A 17,741-nucleotide genomic window follows, 5' to 3' on the forward strand; every position below is an offset into this window, starting at 1 on the left:
CTCTTACAACCGCAGCCCGGCCTGGACCCACAGATAGCGCCCGGTGAGCTCGTACATGAACGGATCGTAGCCATTGAAGCCGAGCCCGCTGTCGGAGTACTCCGGCAGCTTGTTCAAAACATTGCGGGCACCTCCCGAGATCATCAGCCGCGACCACAAGGCGGAGTCCGGGGCGAACCTCTGGCCCAGCTCGAAACGGGCGCTCAAATCGAGATACCAGAAATCGCCGAGCTGTTTTGGATCGGGCCGCACGCTGGCCACGTCTCGATACGGACCGGTGTAGCGACCGACGACGCCGACCTGCGCATTCCTGCCCTCCCAGCTCAAACCCGCTGTACCCTTCCAACGCGGTGCGAACGAGCCTTGGTCGTTCGCTTTCGAAACGGCGTCCTGCGTGCCGGCTCCTGGCGTGAACTCATAGTCATAGTGATAGACGTAGGCGAGCGCGAGCGACGGCCGCCATTTGCCGAGCGCTGTGGCTTTGCTCCAGTCGACCTGCAAGTCGACGCCCGACTCATCCATGAAGCCGAAATTCCCGATCGACTGATCGAGATAGATCAGACGGCCGACGCCGTATGGATCGCCGGGCTCGACGGGCGCACGAATGGCACGGCCCGGATAGAGATCGGGCTCGGCGAGGATGGCATTCGCGCCCGCACTCACGAAGCCGTTGTCCAGCCGCATATGCCACTGCGTCAGCATGATGTCGAGCTGCGGCGTCGGCGAATAGACCAGCCCCAGGTTGCGCGACCAGCCCGTTTCCGGACGCAGCTTCTCATTGCCGCCGTACGCCTGCGTGACCATGACTGTTTCATTGCCGCGCAATGGATCTCTGATCGGCGATTCAAACGTCGTGGTGGGCGCGTAAAGGTTGTACAGCGTGGGCGGCTTGAATGCGGTGCTATATGACGCACGCAGCAGGAGATGATCGATGGGGCGAAATTCCAAGCCGGTGCCGACGCTGGTACGACCGCCGAAGTCGGCGTAGTCGTCGTAGCGCAATGCCACTTGCAACGCCAGCACGTCGGCGCCTGCGCGTTGACCGCCGCCATACAGCGGCGCGCGCAGCTCCGCAAACGCGGCCTTCTGATTGCGATCGAAGCTGAAGTTGTCGCCGACCTCTCCCTGCGGCTGCTCGGATGAGAAGACACTACGCTGGAATTCCGCGCCGAGCACCGCTTCGATCGTGCCGCCGGCCCACTGACCGAGCGGCCCGCGCACGAACGCGTTGGCTGAATCCACCGAGCCCTCGAACTTGCGCGGCGCCTGACTGAAGAAGCGGCGCTGCAGATCGACGTTGCCGCCCGCGCCATCTGCAAAAGGCGTGAAGCTGCCGTCCGCCACTGCGGCGTTGAGTGCCACCGAGTCCACGGCCACAAATCCAGTAGGAATATTGGAAGTATCCCGCGACGTCCACGCGGCTGCTTCCCAGCTCCAGTTGCTGAACAGACTGCCGCGTGCGCCCAGCAACGGGCGGAAATAATCCGTGTCCTGGCATTGGCCGCAAATGCGGCCGATTTGCTCGAACAGATAATTCAGCGAGACTGCCTGGCCGAAAGGATTGTTGGGACTGTCGGCCGGCACGCGTATCACCGCGACCGGCGGGTAGACGTAGAGTTGCTTGCGCTCTTTGCTATAAAGAAACTCCGCGAACAATTCCGTGTTTTCGCTGAGCTCAAACGTACCGGAGGCGAACGCACCATAACGCTCGGCTGGCGCCAGCATGGAATAGTACGGACTGAACGAGACTTGATTGATCTGCCCGGCGGTTGCCGCGAAGTCCGCGGGTGTCAGGCCCACACCGGAGCTGCCGGCCGGTACTGCCGCACAATTGCTGGCGAGTCCACTGAGGTTGCTGCCATCCTGCGTGCAAACAGTCGCGGGATTGCCGTAAGGCAGGCGAAAGTCCTGGCCACCGTACGGAGTGAAGTCCTGCGTCGACGTGACTGCGCGCTCGCTCCCGCGCAGTTCGCTGTTGCGCATGTAAGTTGCGATGACCGAACCGGACCAGCGTTCGCCCTTGGCACCCGCCGCCACGCTGTAATGTTGCTCATCGTAGGCACCGTCGCTGGTCTGGGCGAAGCGAGTGTTGAACTCCACGTCTTCGATACCCTGCCGAAGCACCACGTTGACGATGCCGCCGAGCGCGTCGCCGCCATAGACCGCGGATGAACCTGACGGCAGCACTTCGATGCGCTCGATCGCGCTCATCGGGATCGCACCGAGGTCGAAGAAGGAACCGCTGCCGGCCGAGCCCGACGAATGCACCCGCCGGCCATTGATCAATACGAGAGTCGTGCCGGCCGGCAAACCGCGCAGCTGCACGGTCGAGGAACCGTTGGCGTGTTGGTATTGGCCGGTCATCGTCGTCTGCACCGAGACCGACGGCAGCGTATTGAGGAATTCAGTGACGGACCCCGCCCCGGAGCGCTCGATGCGCGGGCGATCGTACACTTCGACCGGTACTGCCGATTCAGCTGCGGTTTGCAGCAAGCGCGAGGCGACCACGATTTCTTCGATCGTCGGGCCGAGATCGGTGGTCGGAGATCGTTCGGAGCGGATGGCGATCGTGCGCTCGTCGACGCGCTGAAACGTGAGGCCGGTGCCCGCCAGCATGCGCGTCAGCGCCTCATCGGGCTCGAGCTTGCCGGTAACGGCATGCGTGCGCACGTTGCGGACCAGCTCATAGTCGAACAATGTTTGCAGCTTCGCGGCGCGACCGAATTCGCGCAGCATCTTCGCCGCCGCGCCTTCGGACAGCTCGAACATTTGCGGCTCGGCGAGGGCACCGCTCAACGGCGCGGCCATCAGGATCAAGCTCGCGCAGCCGAGCCACCAGCGATTCATCGCCATACGTTCCCCATTCTTTTTGTGAGCAGCTCATGCGCTGCACTCAATAGGACGAACGATCGCGCAATCGCCTCTACTGCTCGCGACGTTTGCTCAGTACGATCAGCGAATCCGAGTGCTGTGCCTCGATGGCAAACGAAGCGCGCAACGCACGCACGAAGCCGTCCGGATCGGTCGCACGAAAATTTCCACCGATCCGTAACGATGCCAGTTCGGGATCGGCGATCTGGAGCTGACGATTGTTGTAACGATTGAACTCCGCCACGGCGTCGCCGAGCCGCAGATCGTCGAATACCAGATCGCCCACTTGCCAGGCCAACAGTCGCGAGACTTCCGGCTGCGCCACGCGCTCGACTTTCACGCCCGCTCGCTTGGCGTGCGCCAGATGCATCGCTGCGATCGGCTCAGGGCGCTGCGAACCGAGCGACACGGTCCCTTCGGTGACGAGCACTTCGACATCGTCCGGTTGGCGTATGCGAACTGTAAAGGCCGTGCCCACGGCACGAACTACAGTTCCCGATGCGATGACATCGAACGGTCGCTGCTTATCGTGCGCGACAGTGAAATGCGCCTCTCCATGCAGCAGGCGCACCTCGCGACGAGCGTCGGTAAAGCGCACGCTGACCTTGCTATCCGTGTTGAGCTGGAGGACCGAACCGTCGGCAAGCAGCACGCGGCGAAAGTCGCCAACATCGGTTGTGTAAGTGTCAGTTGCCAATAGGTGCCATGTGATCAAACCAATGGTCACCAGCAGCATCGCCGCGGCGGCGAAGCGGATCGTGGATCCACGCACACCTGAAGTACGAGAGCGAAGCACGCCGGGGTCGACGCTGGCATCGCCGGGCCGCCACGACTTCAAACCGTCGGCGCTGCGCCAGGCTCGTTCGAGCGCCAGATAGGCGGTCCGGTGGCGCGCATCGGCGGCCAGCCACGCTTCGAAATCCCGGCGGGTCGTAGCACACTCTTCCATGCGATCGCGGCACACCAGCCAACGGGCGGCCTGATCGTCGACGTCAGTACCTGACTTCATTGTCTTGCTCTCCGGCGCCAGCGCTGCAGCCAGGACTCCGGCGCGCGAGTCGCGCCCGGTGTATCCGCCGCCATGCCCGCCGCACAACGCTTGACCGCTTTGACGAGATGCGCTTCAACCGTCGATATCGAGATACCAAAGTGATTTGCAATTTCCTTCTGCGACCAGCCATAGACCTTACGTAGCGTGAACACTTCGGCACAGCGCGCCGGCAACTCGGCCACCACCGCCGCTAGGCGCAGCAACTCTTGATGCGCATTCACGATTTCGTCGACGCGCGATTCGCAATGTTCGGCGTACAGCGAATCGAGATCCTCGACCGCATCTATCGGCACCACCCGACGGCGACGCATCCAATCGATGGCCACATTGCGCGCCGTGGTCAGCGCGAAGCGCTGTATCGCATCGACTCTCAGACGGCGTTCGGACGGCAGACTCAACAGCCTTGCGTAGGTCTCCTGCAGCAGGTCTTCAAGATCCGCCGATTTGGGCGCGAATCTATGCAAGTACGCACGCAGCAGCCCCTCCAAGCGCAGGATGTCGAGGACGTAGCTGTCATCGGAGTAGGCCACTGTGCGCGGAGTCTACGTCGCAAGCACGCTGGCCACTACGGGGCGCAGCAGGATTTTCCGCGCAGTAGAGGAATGCTCGAACGCATCCGTCTAGGCCGATGCAATGACACACCGGATACGAGACCCAAGGTCGGGGCCTAGCTGGATCAACCACTTGTTGATCGAGCCGCTGTCGCGACCGGATCGGTTCGACGCCCGAGGGGAGTAACGGGCGGGGTGATCCGGTCAGCAATGACATGATGCCCCTCCACGGATTCGTTGCGATTTGCCTGGGCCTGGTGAGCGGCGCCGTAGGCGCGGCTCCACCGACGCCGTCCACCGACCTTCCATTCAAAGGCAAGATCGAGGTTCGTAGCCGGGATTCGATTCCCGCCTGGCCAGCGCCGCGTCAGGCGCCGAGCCGCGCGCCAAACATCTTGGTCGTACTGCTCGACGACATCGGCTTCGGCGACACCAGTACGTTTGGAGGCGTGGCGCAAACGCCTGAACTGGACCAGTTGGCGGCGCAGGGGTTGAGGTACAACAACTTCCACACCACCGGGATGTGCTCGCCGACGCGGGCTGCATTGCTGACCGGCCGCAACCACCATCGGGTCGGATTCGGCATGATCGCGGATTGGCCCAGCGGCTTTCCCGGCTACGATTCAGTTTGGAAACAGAGCACGGCCTCGATCGCCGAGGTTTTACGTGAGCATGGCTACAGCACGGCCGCGTTCGGCAAGTGGCACAACACGCCCGATTGGGAGATCCTGCCCACCGGTCCGTTCGAGCGTTGGCCGACGGGCCTGGGATTCGACTATTTCTACGGCTTCATGGGGCCGGCCGGGGCGGAGAATCAGTGGGAGCCGACCAAGTTATATCGCAATACCGCGGCTGTGGATCCCCCGCGGTCAGCTTCCGCCGGATATCACCTGACCACCGACATTACCGATGAGGCGATTCGCTGGGTGCAGACTCACGAATCGGTGGCGTCGGACAAACCGTATTTTCTCTACTTCGCGCCAGGTGCCGTGCACAGTCCGCATCATGCGCCGGCTGAATGGATTCAGCGGTACCGCGGAAAATTCGATCAGGGGTGGGACGCGCTGAACCGCGACATATTTGCGCGTCAGAAAAAGCTCGGCGTCGTCCCCGCCAACGCGATGCTTACGCCGCGGCCGGCGGAGGTTCCTGCTTGGGAGTCGCTGACGGCCAGTCAGCGGCAGCTCTATGCCCGGCAGATGGAAGTCTACGCCGGCTTCATCGCTCACACCGACCACGAAGTGGGCAGGCTGCTGCAAGTCGTGCGATCGACGGCAGATTCCGACAACACCCTGATTCTCTACATCGTCGGAGATAACGGCGCAGCCGGCATTGGCCCCGTGGATGGCTACACCTCCGGAGCGCGAACGGTGCAAGAGCAACTGCGTCGCGCGGATGAACTGGGCGGTCCGGCAGTTACGTTCAACTACTATTCGCGCGGCTGGGCCTGGGCAGGCAACACGCCATTCCGTTACTGGAAGAGCGTTGCTTCACATCTAGGCAGCGTGCGTACGCCGCTCGTGGTGTCATGGCCGGCGCACATCAAAGACAAAGATGGATTGCGAAGCCAGTTCACTCACGTCAATGACGTGGCCGCGACGCTTTACGAAGTGAGCGGCATCACGCCGCCGAGCGTGGTGAACGGTGTCGCTCAACAGCCGCTCGATGGCGTCAGCTTCTCCGCTACGTTCGACAGTGCCGCCGTCCTCTCGTCCCATCGCACCCAATATTTCGAGATCCTGGGCAGTCGCGCGCTCTATCACGACGGTTGGATCGCGACGGCGCGCCATGAATTGCCCGATAAATGGTGGACCGCCACTCACGACCCCGACAGCGACCACGTCAGGGATCGATGGGAGCTGTACGATCTCTCGACGGACTTTACCGAGGCCACGGATCTCTCCGGGAAATATCCGGACAAGCTGACCGAATTGAAACGTTTGTTCGATCAGGAAGCACGCAAGAATTTTGTCTATCCGTTGGGCGCATCGTTGTCCGGCAATGGCAAGCCGACGGCGCTCGCGGCAAAAGAACATTTTGTCTACTACCCGGGGACCGGGCGCATTCCAGTGGCGGCCGTGCCCGATCTCGCACGACGCGACTATCGAATGGAGGCGGACCTGACGATTCCGCCCGACGGGGCGCAAGGAGTGATTGCGTCCATTGGCGATCGCACCGGCGGGATGAGCTGGTATGTGAAGGAAGGTCACGCGATCTTCGAGAGTCGAGCGGGCGGTCGTCCAAGCGTGCTCGAGTCGCGCGATCCGTTACCTCGCGGCGAGCTGACAGTGGCGTTCGAGTTCATTCAGGATCGAGCCAAGGCCCCCGGTTTCGGCATCGGGCGGTTGTACGTCGACGGCGAACTCACCAGCGAAGCGGCGCTCCAGATGGAGAAGGGCTCGGACGCCGCGCTCTATATCGGCAGCGCAGGCAGCTCGTCGGTCAGCAGCGCTTTCTCGCCGCCCTTCGCATTCAGCGGCACCCTGCACCAGCTCAGACTCACGCTGCTCGAAGCGCCGGCGATCTCGTTTCAAAAAAACGCCGCGCCTTGATCTCAGAAGTCCCGTCCGGCAATCCAGACCGTGGCGTTTTCCGCCAGGGTGTTGGGGTTGCGAGCGCTCGCAACCGCCTTGAATGCTTCGAACTCTTCGTTCGCCATCCTGAAGCTGCGCTCGAACGCGTGGTAGGCCTGGTAAATTTCATCGAGCGCGTCAACGTCGAGAGGTCGATCCCGAGCCGCCAGGCGCAGCGCTTCGTACACCCGCCGGGTCCAGGAGTATCCAAAGGTTTCCTTGATCGCCCCGGCGCATCTCTGCCGATACAGGCCAGGCGTCAGAAACTCGTCGATGGCGGTTTCATCCGGCGTCAGCTCGATCGCCAGCGCATTCTGAAGTCGGGGAATCTGCGCACGCCAGTCCGCCACCAGATTCCGATACTCGATGAAGACACGAGGCAGGCCGCGAGAATAGCGCTCGGCCAACAGGTTCAGCTTCAGCCAGGCCGCGTTCGCCCACTCGACCGACATCGTCACGCCGCCTCTCTTCCCCATGCTGGCCATCGATGCATGCCACTCTCCGGGGTGACGAATACAGATGGCCACCTTGGTGGAGAATCCCTCCCGGCGCGCGGCTTCCAGCCAGAACTGCATCAGTGTCGTAATACTCGGATTCTTCACCACCAGCGCATCCGCACGAGGACAGCGGCTCAAGAAAGACTGCAGTTGCCGCACGAAATCTTCCTTGACCTGTTCCTCCAGGGCGCATTCTTGAAAACGCACGGTGGGGTCGCTGGCGAACGTGCCGTGCTGGATCTCGAAAGATCTGTTCAGCATGGCGCCTTCAACAGGTTCCCAGTACCCCTTTGGATTGTCGCTGTGGGAACCCCGCACCGCCTCGGGGAGCGTACAGCCGCACAGTGACAGAACCCGGGTCAGGGCGGAGGTGCCGGAGCGTCCGGCACCGATGATGAATACGATGGCCTTCTCGGGCATGTGCGTCTCGCGGGCACGAGTGACAGTCTGGTCACAAGTTCAGCATCGCCGTTTTGAAATGCGGTTCAAGCCGACATTGCCTGAGGACGCGAGCCTCACCGGTGCGGTGGCGGTGTCAGTGATGGGGTTATTGGAAGCGCGATGCGCCGGTCGTTCTCGATGAACCATTCCACCGTGCGCGGCGACGCCCCCTGGCGCGAAGCTCCCCGCTCTGCCGCCCACACGATATTGCCATCCTCGGCTCTGGTCACATCGAGCCACTGGTCGTACCAGGCCAGGACGCTCGCCGTGGATTGCCGAACGTTCGCCGGGCTGGAGATGCCGTGCCCTTCGCCCCTGTAGCGCAGGAACTTCACCTCTTTACGCTGCAGATATAACGCCGTGAACATCATTTCGTATTGCATGAAGTTGATGGCATCCATGTCCGAATGAATCATCAGCAGCGGCGTCGTGATCTGCTTGGCATGGAATAACGGACTGTTGCTGAGATATCGGTCCGGATTCGCGTACGGGCTCACGCCCAGTCCGAAATCGCCGCCGTCGACTTCATAGCGGACCGAATCGCCGATGTAGGGAATCAGGTCGGTGTAGAAGTGGTGATAGATCGTGCTCTGGAAATAATCCGAGTACATATCGGACCAGCCGTTGCCCGAGACCACGGCCTTGAACCTCGGCGTCTGGGTCGCGACCCACAGCGATGAGAAGCCGCCCTGACTGAACCCGAACAGTCCCACCCGGTCCGCATCCGCATAGCCTTGCGCAATCAACGCATCCACGGCGGGCAACACCACGTCGGTCATTCCGGCGATCGGGCCGGCGACGGTGCGAATCAACTCACTCGGCGTCGTGGGCTGAACCACGATGTAGCCCCGCGCCGCGAGGATGTTCGGCTCCCACGGCCTCATGTGCTCACCGATATCGTCGATGGCGCGACTCGACGCCAGCCCACAGCGCGGGCGGATGCCGGGATAGACGTCGACAATGAGTGGATAACGACGACCCGGCTGATAATCCGGCGGCAGCAGCGCGCAACTCTCCAGCTCCCATGGACCGAGATGCGACTGGACCGTGTACTTGAACTGCAGCCACTCGCCCGGTGTGACGGACGCAAGATGCTCGTTGATCTTCGCCAACTGCTGCTGCCGGCCCGACGCGTCTCGCAACAGCAGCTGCGTGACGGCACCCTTGCGTTGACGGAACAATGCGGTGTGACGCTGCGCCGATCCGGCCATCAGGATGGCATCGGCACCGGGCGAGGTCACGACCGATACGACATCGTTCGTCTGATCCAACAGCGCCACTCGCAGCGTGTCGGCAGTCTCTTCGATGAACGAGGCGGACGAAGGGAACGGATCGTGCGCCGTGCTCCAGCGCACTGGATTCGGATGGTTCCATTTTCCTGGCGCGCGTGCAGTGAGCTTGCGCGGAGCCCGTCCTGGGGAGACCCGCCACACCGCACCGTCGGCCAGCACCGTCAATGAATGCGCGTCGGCATTCACCGGAATCGGTGAGATCGAGCCGAGCTTGCCTGTGAGCTTCAGCGCCTCGCCCTTCGCATCGAGCAGGAACCAATGCGGCGGCGTCGCGCGGACCGTCTTGAAACTGTCTTCGGTCGAGTACGTAAATCGAGGCGCGGCCCGGCGATCCGCCTGCTCGCGCGCGAACACGGCCAGCTTGCCGTCGATCCACAGCGCGCGCTCCGGCTTTTCAGCGAAGCCTCGCTCGCGCTCGGGGACCAGATCCAGCCCGGTATGCGCATACGGGACGATGGCGCCGGTGTTTGCTTCCAGCGCATGGAACATTCCCTGGCGCGCGCCGGCCCCCTTCTCCCATGCGAAGAACGCCAGCCGATCCGAATCTTCCGCCCACGCCAGAGTGACTGGAAACACATCCTTGTCCGGCACCAGGCGCTGGCCGGCGCCGCCCTGCTTCAGGTCGAACAAATAGAGCTGGGAGCGCGTGAGCACCCAATCCACATCCGCGACTCCGGGCTGGGGTTGCACGCGCCGGAGCTGACGCAGCCCGGCGAGAAAGCGGCCGTCGTGAGAGGGCTCGAGATTCTCGTAGAGACCGTCCGCCATTTGACGCAACTCGCCGGTGCTCGCGTTGGCGCGCAACAGGCGTCCCGGCAGAAATGCATCGTCCTGATCCTGCACATGGCTGCTGACCTCGCTGCCCGTCGGCTCGACACCCCGCCACGCCTTCTGCCATTCCTGCGCCAGCCGTTCGCCGGTGTGACGACGCAGACTGATGGTGGCAGGCTGATCCCCTTCAGGCAGCGCGGAGAATACGAACTCGTCGTTGGCGATCCAGGCGGATCGGTGCCGCCCCATGAGCGGCACGGCGGGGGCAACGTTGAACGTCGTCACCTTGCGCAGCTCCAAGTCATACGCGCCGAGCTCGATCCGTCCGGCCGTCGCGGTGTAGAACAGCAAATAGCGCCCGTTCGGCGAAAAGCCTTCCAGCCAATAGGACTTGAGCGGATCGGCGGCAAACAACGGCGCCGCGCTGGGCCGGGTCGCGCTCAGATCCACCGCCATCAGTCGCGCGCCGGTGCCTTCGCAAGCACAGAAGCGCCCGATCCCATAATCCGGCAATTGATCGTAACGAGGGGTCTGCTCCCAGACGATCCAGCGTCCGCCCGGATCGACGGCGGTGTTGTAACCGATCGTCTCCAGCTGCAACTGGTCCGTGACTGTGTAGGGACGGGCGCCGGCCGCGAACGAGAACAACGCGGCGGTGAGGAGCACGAGCCGAAGCATCGGGGGACGCGCGTTCATCGCCACGCCTTCACGATGCGCACGGCGGTGTAACGGCCGAGCGGCTGGGCATTGGTCACGTCGAAGCGCAGGCCGCTCATGCCGCCGCGGAACGCTGGCGGATCGCGATCGAACAGATTGTTGACGACGAAAGTGAGATTCAGATTCCGAAGCCACTCGGCCGAGGCGAGCTGCGCGCCATCGACGCGCAGCGTCGCATCGACCGTCGTCCAGGACGAGATGCCGCTCGCCGGAGTGGTGAAGGGATTCGAGTAGCTGTCCGTGTAGTTGACGAACGCGGTGGCCGAATATGCACCACGCTCCCAACCCATGCTGCCCCTCAATCGAAACGCCACCGGCTTACCCACTTCGTTCAGCAACTCGAACGCCGGACTCGTCACGGTCACGCTGCGGTCATGCTGGAGCGTGTAGGTGCCGTTCAATCCGAAGTTCAGGCCGCCCACGGCGGTGTGCAAGCGGGTGGCGATCTGCAGATCGATACCGTTGAGCTTCTCGACCGCGATATTGCTGGTGCGGTTGTCGAACACCACCAGGTTCGGGAACACGGAGAAGATGTTCTGCGCGTGACGGTCGAAGCTGGTGCCGGTGTAGTTGTAGTACAGATCGTCGCGGGTCCGGGCATCGATCTGTGCGATGAGCGCCGCGTCCGGGCTGCGATGGACCAGGCCGGCGAAGCGATCCTGGTTCACCAGCACCAGGTCCTGATCGGTTTCGCTGATGGCCGGCTGATCGATACGTTCCTTGTAGGAGATCTCGAAATAGCTGAGCGAGATTCGGGTGCCGGGCACGAAACTCGGCTCCAGGTCGACGCCGACGCTCCACGTGCTCGCCTTCTCCGGGCCGAGGTCGGTGTCGTTACCGGTCCAGTTCAAAACGGGCGTGAGTCCACCCGTGGTCGGATCCATGCGATTTCGAATCAGCACCACGCTGTCCGGTATCAGCTCGATGAGCGCCGGCGCACGGAACGCTCGCGAGTAGGCGCCTCGCAGCGTCACCGTCTCGACGGGTTGCAGAACGATGCCGGCCTGTGGATTGACGGTGTCGCCGAAATCGTCGTAGTCGTCGTAGCGGCCGGCCAGCGTCAGTTCGAGTTTTCGCAACCCGCGTCGCGTGCCCTGCTCCACCAGCGGCACCAGCAACTCAGCGAACGCCGAGCGCACGGTGCGCTCGGCATCGGCGTATGCGATACCCGCGGACCTGTCGTGCAGAGCATAGGACTCACGGCGCGCCTCGACACCAATGGCGGCCCGCGGCGTCACTCCTGCAAGAGTAAACAGCGGCCCGTCCGCTATCACCGAACCTACCGTCACACGCGCCAGGCTGTCGCGATCGCTCAGATAGTCGGTGGAGAAATAGCCCGCGTCGTAATGGACAGCTTGCCGCGAGTCGGAGTGCGCCTCGCTGCGGCTGCCATCCACCTTCAGTTCCCACTCGCCGAGTCCCAGCCGCGCGCCGAGCGAAACGCTGTACTGCTCGTTGGTGTTGTCGTCCGCGAACACGCTCGAGGTCGGCGCGCCGCCGACGAGCGTCTCTTGTACCGCCTGCATATTCTTATGCGAGTACAGAGCGTCGCCGTGCAGCTCGAGGTTGTCGGTCGCCTCGAAACTTCCGGACAGCAACGCGGAGTGACGCTTGCTGCGCGGCTGGAGCACCATGCGCAGCGGCGTGCCGCCATAACCGTCGGGTGCGGTCATCAGGCCGGCATCGACCGCGTCGAAGGGCCAGTCCGACGAGTAATCATAGGAGGCGGCAAATCCGCCGCGCGCCAGTTCCATGCCGGTGATGGTGCTGAACTGCAGATGCTCCGCCCCATCGCGGGTGCCGCCGTATTCGATCTGACTTTCCACGCCGTCGAACTGCCGCCGCGTGACCAGGTTGACCACGCCGGCGACCGCGTCGGCGCCGTACACCGCCGAACGCCCGCCGGTAACGATCTCGACGCGTTCGATCGCCGACAACGGAATCGCCGACACGTCGACGATGCGCCCGAAGGAGCTGCCCGCCCGCCGCTGTCCATTGACCAGTGTGAGCGTGGAGTCGGCGCCGAGCCCGCGCAGATCGATGCCGGTGGCACGATCGATGTTCTGAACCGCCAGGCGCGATCCGCCCTCTCTGGCGTGCTGACCGGACGGACTGATGCCGTTGAAGTTCTGCGGCAGGCTGGCGAACAACTGCTCCACCGACGAATAGCCGGTCTTGGCAATCTCTTCGCGACTGAACTGCAGCGTCGGTGTGGAGGCCTCCTGCACGCCGCGAATGTGAGTGCCGGTGATGAGCACTTCCTCGAGGCTCGCTTCCTTGAGGGGGTCGCCGGGCTCGCTGCGGTTGCCTTCGGTCAGGCCACTGCGCGAAGTGCCGTCCGGCTCGGAGGCACGCGGGTCGTCCGAGCCCGCACTGGCCTGCGCGATCCGAGTGAGAGACGCGTCGCGCTCGGCCCGGCTCGTCGAGTGATCCTGGGAACTCTCCGAGCCGCGAACCGCGACGCGTATCGCGACCGTTCTGCTGTCGAGATATTCCGCCTCCAGGCCGGCGGGTTCGAGCAGCCGCCTCAATGCCTCCTGCGCGGTGTAGCGGCCGGACAAGGCCGCCGCCATGATCCCTCGACCGACCTTGGTCTCGACGATGATCGTGAGGCCCGACTGCTCGCCCAGTCGGGTCAGCGCCTCGCTCATCGGCATCGTCTGAATGTCGAAGGCGATGGTGGGTGCCGGGTTGTCCGCCGCCGCCTGGACTGAGCTCTGCGCGGCGGGCGAAGCCACTGCCGGCGTGGCGGCAAGCGCCATGGCCTGGGCCAGCGTCCAGGTGATCGCTGTCGTTACACTGAGCTTCGCCGTCGGGCGAAACGATGGCGCTGCCGCCTGTTTGAAACTGTGCATGACTGTCGTCGACTCCCCGTGCAGGCGCTATTGTTACGCCCTTACCCACTAAGTCTGGCGCGGCGCCTCGTTCGGGTACGGGTATGCCCGATTACTTTTTTTGCTCCGACTCGTACCCGCACCCCCTGCCGCAAACGACTTATCCTGTGTATGGCCGTTCCGTAGCATCGGCCGGGAGAACGTTCGCTGCCAGAACCCTCGGACAACGATCAACCGAAGCTCCTCGAGGAAGCGTATCAGCGCTACCGGGCCGAGCTGCGGCAGCTCTTTGCCCGCAGGCTGCGCGATCCGCAGGCGGTGGACGATCTGATCCAGGCGATGTACGTCTCGCTGAAGAAGACCCGGCCGGCCGACGCTATCCGCGATCCGCGCCGCTATCTGTTCGGCATGGCATGGCACCTGCTGCACGACGCGAACCGGCGGATCGCCAGCGAACGCGGTCATCTGGTGGGCTGCAACTTCGATGAGTTCGACGCGCATGCCGAACGTTCCAACCGCCTCTGGGTCGAGGACGACAGCTCATCGGACTATCAACGCGCCGAATTCGACCGGTTGCTCGCGCAACTGCCGGCCGCCTGTCAGGTGGCGGTGCTGCGCCAGTACCGCGACAATCGCTCCTATGCGGAGATCGCCAAAGAGCTTGGCGTCACCTCGCACGCAGTGAAGAAATACATCATGCGTGCGCTCAATCACTTTCGTATGCATTTCAAAACGCTCCAGCTCGACGCCCGCCAGGAAGGAAAACGCGGATGAGCAGCAACGACGATTTCGATCCACGCAGCGATGCGGAGCTCGGCGAACAAGCCGCCGAGTGGCTGCTGCGCCTGGAACAAACGGCCGACGATCCGGACGGCGGGTATCCGAACGAGCACGCCCGCAATACAGCGTTCTTCGACTGGCTGGCACTGTCTCCGGGGCATCTGCGCACCTTCCTCGAAACGATCGAGATGCATCGACGCATGCGCATGATCGACGCGGACCGCATGATCCAGGTGGAGGCGTTAATACGGCAGCGGGCCGATGTGATTCCGCTGCGAAAAGAGAAAGCGGCGCGCATGGAGCATCGACCGCCAGTCTCCACGCGCGAAGATCCCGAGCATACAACGACGACAACGGAGGCACGCGGGCGCGCACCGCTGCGCGTTGCCGCCGCAGTCACGCTCTGCATTCTGGGCGCGGGAGGCTACTTGTGGTCGCAGGCTCCGCACGTGTACACCACCAATGTCGGCGAGCAACGCAGTACCAAGCTCGAAGATGGCTCGTTCATCTATCTCAACACGGATTCGAAGGTCGAAGTCGACCTGACCAAGCACGCTCGCAACATCCGGCTGGTGCGGGGCGAGGCGTTGTTCATCGTGGAGCACGACTCTTCGCGGCCGTTCACGGTTGCAGCCGGCGGCACTTCGGTGCGCGCACTCGGCACTCAGTTCAATGTCAGACGGCGCGAGCAAGGAGCCGATGTGGCCGTCGTGGAAGGCAGCGTGCAAGTGACGGCGATAGATGTGCAGTCCGACGTCCCGCCTCGCAAGCTCGCGGCCGGCGAAGATGTCAGAGTGGAAAAAGGACAATTCGCCGCTCGCGCCGGCCAATCCGTGGCGGACACTCTCGCCTGGAGACAGCGCCGGCTCGTGTTCCACGACGCGCCGTTGGCCGACGTCGCGGCGGAGTTCAATCGCTACAACCGCACGAAGATTCGCATCGAGGGCGACGACGCAAGACAGATCCTGTTATCGGGAATCTTCGATGCGGACCGGCCGCAGGCGTTGATGCTGTATGCCGCCAGCAATGCCGACCTGGCCGTGGAACCCGTCGGCAACGACTGGGTGATTCGCGAGCGCTGAGCCGCGAATCACCCGTGCCTGAATCGGGGCGGTCGCCTTCAGCGCTGCGCACTCTCGCAGTACCAAGGTGACCCGTTCGCGCTGGGTTGTGCCCCGCCCTCGCCAAACAACCGGCACTGATTGCCGCGCATGGTCCGCCACCGCTCGTACTGAGCGGCATCGCCGGACAGGTTGCTCTCGACCCCTCGCAGCCAGAAATTCAGCCAGTCGATGTTCCGATGATAGATGGCGAGTCGATGCGCCGGCTGCCACTTGATGTGATATTCGTCGGGATGCACATACATCTCGACGCTGCGCCCGGCACGATCGAGCGCACTGAAAGTCTCCGCCGAGCCGCCGATGACTTCATGGTCCGCGACGTTCAGCAACAACGGCGCAGTGATGCGATCCGTGTTGTAAACGACGGATAGCGAGCGCCAGCGTTCGCTGTAGGGATCGCCCAACCCCCACTTTTCCCACGCACGCCAGCCGCCGCCTGCCTGTGTCATGAACACATCCGAGGGCACCATGGCCGCGCTGCTGGCGATCGCGACGGTCAGGGCCGGCATGTTGAACAAGGCGTAGTTCGTCGTCTCGGCCCCGAACGACAATCCGGTCAACGCCACGCGCCGCCCGTCGATATCGCCACGCTCCAGGAGTTTGCGCACCAGCGCATCGAGCCCGGCCTGAACGAGCCGTTTTTCCGAGTCGTTCTTACGCAAGGCGCTATTCAATTCACCCGGCACGAGCGTCGCGAGAAGATTGCCATCCATGGGCGCGTCGACACAAAGCACTGCGACCCCCTGCCCGGCCAGCGGCAGGATCGGATATTCGTCGCCGACTCCGCCGCGCAGGAATCCTGAACAGCGATAGGTGACCATCGCGAGCGGCAAGCGCTGGCCGGCGAGATCGTCGCGCCTCACCAGAAAGCCGCGGATGGTCACACTGGGCGAAGCGAGCGCATCGATCTGCGTCACTGTATAACCGCCAGCACGCCGCGCGACGGACTCGTTCGGATCGTACAGCGTTCGCAAAGTGCCGCGCTCCACATCGATCGCGACCAGTCGCGTGGGTTTTCTCAGCTCCTCGTGGAAGCAGACCAGATCACGGCCGCTCAGCGCGCAATCCGGGACCAGCGAGCGCGTCTCCGCTACAAATATCCGACGCACTGCCCCGGAGCGAACATTCCAGGCGTAAAGCGTCTGCGGGCCTGGCAGGATCGACTCCGATCGGACGAACAGCACTTCATCCTTACGCCACAGCGCGGTGCTGAAACGAACGCCCGTACACTCAGGCGCACCACATACAACAGGCTTGCTCGAAGGCGTCAGCGCGGCGACGAGTGTCACCGGAGGATACGTGCCTTGCATCGCTGGATTGCGCGCCTCGAACCAGGCGCGTCGACCTTTATCATCGGTCGCGCGCGGTTCGCGCTCGTTAGCAGGCGTCGGCGTTGACCCTGCACTCGCCTGCTCCGCCGGAATCTCCTGATAGCGCAGCGTGCGCAGGTCCACGCTGAAATTTCGTTCTTGTGCGTCGTGGGTACTCGACTTCCTCGCCATGGTGCGAGCATCCACTCCAAAGTCGCGCGGCACCACCGGTCGTGTCGATATCGGCAGTGAGAAACGCTCATCGAACAAGAACCCCGACAGCCCCTCTCGTTGCAGCTCGGCCTGCGCGCGCTCGGGATCCGGGCCCACGTTCACGACCAGGGAAGCGCCGTCAGTACTCACTTCGATGCGCTGAATCTCACCATTGAAATCCGCCACCTGCTGCGTGGCGCGATCCGCTATCGAAGTGCGCCACAACTCGCTGCGGCCGTTGTGATCTTTTCGATAGAACAGCGCGGCGCCGTCCGGCGACCACAGCGGCTTCGGATGCACGATGTGACCGTTGATGTAGCCGTACAGATTGGGAAGGATCGGATCGCCGGCGTCGGCGAGCTCACGAACCTCGCCGGTCGCTATGGAGACCAGCATCCAGCGCTGCACATAACTGTTGGCACTGGGGTCGCCGCGCCGCGCGACGAAAGCGGCCAGTCGCCCATCGGGCGAGATCGACATCGCCTCGAGATCCGTCAATGTGGCCAGGTCCTCCGCCGTAACTCCGGGCGCAGTTTGCGCCCGGAGTGGCAGCGAGAGACCGCCGACAAACAAGGTGAGCGCCACGATGGCGCCGCGAACGGCGGCCGCCGTGTGCAGCCTGGTTTCCGCTATCCGTCTTGAACCGTGCATCGATGTGACTTCCCGGGTTTGGCACTATGGATGTGCCTCATCAGCTAAGTCGCTTTTCCGCACGGGGT

The 17,741-nt window shown here is 63.3% G+C and carries 10 protein-coding genes; 3 read left to right on the forward strand and 7 right to left on the reverse strand.

Annotated features, from left to right (window positions below; all coding sequences use genetic code 11):
• Positions 1 to 3: 3 nt before the first annotated feature.
• The 3 genes from EKO19_RS34405 to EKO19_RS34415 form a co-directional block, all read right to left on the reverse strand.
• Positions 4 to 2,847 carry a TonB-dependent receptor gene (locus tag EKO19_RS34405; protein WP_175597298.1) on the reverse strand — a complete coding sequence of 948 codons (2,844 nt, stop codon included), beginning with the start codon at positions 2,845 to 2,847 and terminating at the stop codon, positions 4 to 6.
• A gap of 76 nt (positions 2,848 to 2,923) precedes the next feature.
• Positions 2,924 to 3,880, reverse strand: coding sequence for a FecR family protein (locus tag EKO19_RS34410; RefSeq protein WP_129781953.1), 957 nt, complete (start codon positions 3,878 to 3,880; stop codon positions 2,924 to 2,926).
• On the reverse strand, positions 3,877 to 4,452 hold the full coding sequence (locus EKO19_RS34415; RefSeq protein ID WP_129781954.1) for a sigma-70 family RNA polymerase sigma factor: 576 nt from the start codon (positions 4,450 to 4,452) through the stop codon (positions 3,877 to 3,879). The genes EKO19_RS34410 and EKO19_RS34415 overlap by 4 nt, the downstream gene beginning before the upstream one ends.
• A 236-nt stretch (positions 4,453 to 4,688) precedes the next feature.
• Here EKO19_RS34415 and EKO19_RS34420 point away from each other — a divergent pair, with 236 nt between their 5' ends.
• Positions 4,689 to 7,025, forward strand: a complete 2,337-nt coding sequence (locus EKO19_RS34420) for an arylsulfatase (protein WP_129781955.1) — start codon at positions 4,689 to 4,691, stop codon at positions 7,023 to 7,025.
• A 2-nt stretch (positions 7,026 to 7,027) separates the two neighbouring features.
• Here EKO19_RS34420 and EKO19_RS34425 read toward each other — a convergent pair whose 3' ends face one another.
• The 3 genes from EKO19_RS34425 to EKO19_RS34435 form a co-directional block, all read right to left on the reverse strand.
• Complete coding sequence (locus EKO19_RS34425; RefSeq protein WP_129781956.1) at positions 7,028 to 7,963, reverse strand: sulfotransferase family protein; 936 nt, start codon at positions 7,961 to 7,963, stop codon at positions 7,028 to 7,030.
• A gap of 95 nt (positions 7,964 to 8,058) precedes the next feature.
• On the reverse strand, positions 8,059 to 10,743 hold the full coding sequence (locus EKO19_RS34430) for an alpha/beta hydrolase family protein (RefSeq protein WP_129781957.1): 2,685 nt from the start codon (positions 10,741 to 10,743) through the stop codon (positions 8,059 to 8,061).
• Positions 10,740 to 13,619: a TonB-dependent receptor gene (locus tag EKO19_RS34435; RefSeq protein ID WP_129781958.1), complete on the reverse strand. Its 2,880-nt coding sequence runs from the start codon at positions 13,617 to 13,619 to the stop codon at positions 10,740 to 10,742. Before EKO19_RS34435 ends, EKO19_RS34430 begins: the two co-directional genes overlap by 4 nt.
• A gap of 186 nt (positions 13,620 to 13,805) precedes the next feature.
• Here EKO19_RS34435 and EKO19_RS34440 point away from each other — a divergent pair, with 186 nt between their 5' ends.
• On the forward strand, positions 13,806 to 14,372 hold the full coding sequence (locus tag EKO19_RS34440; protein WP_129781959.1) for an RNA polymerase sigma factor: 567 nt from the start codon (positions 13,806 to 13,808) through the stop codon (positions 14,370 to 14,372).
• Positions 14,369 to 15,460: a FecR family protein gene (locus EKO19_RS34445; protein ID WP_129781960.1), complete on the forward strand. Its 1,092-nt coding sequence runs from the start codon at positions 14,369 to 14,371 to the stop codon at positions 15,458 to 15,460. The genes EKO19_RS34440 and EKO19_RS34445 overlap by 4 nt, the downstream gene beginning before the upstream one ends.
• Before the next feature lie 38 nt (positions 15,461 to 15,498).
• Here EKO19_RS34445 and EKO19_RS34450 read toward each other — a convergent pair whose 3' ends face one another.
• Positions 15,499 to 17,673: an Atxe2 family lasso peptide isopeptidase gene (locus EKO19_RS34450; RefSeq protein ID WP_129781961.1), complete on the reverse strand. Its 2,175-nt coding sequence runs from the start codon at positions 17,671 to 17,673 to the stop codon at positions 15,499 to 15,501.
• Between the last annotated feature and the right edge of the window lie 68 nt (positions 17,674 to 17,741).

Origin of the sequence: Peristeroidobacter soli, assembly GCF_004138485.1 — a bacterium.
Taxonomy (GTDB): domain Bacteria; phylum Pseudomonadota; class Gammaproteobacteria; order Steroidobacterales; family Steroidobacteraceae; genus Steroidobacter; species Steroidobacter soli.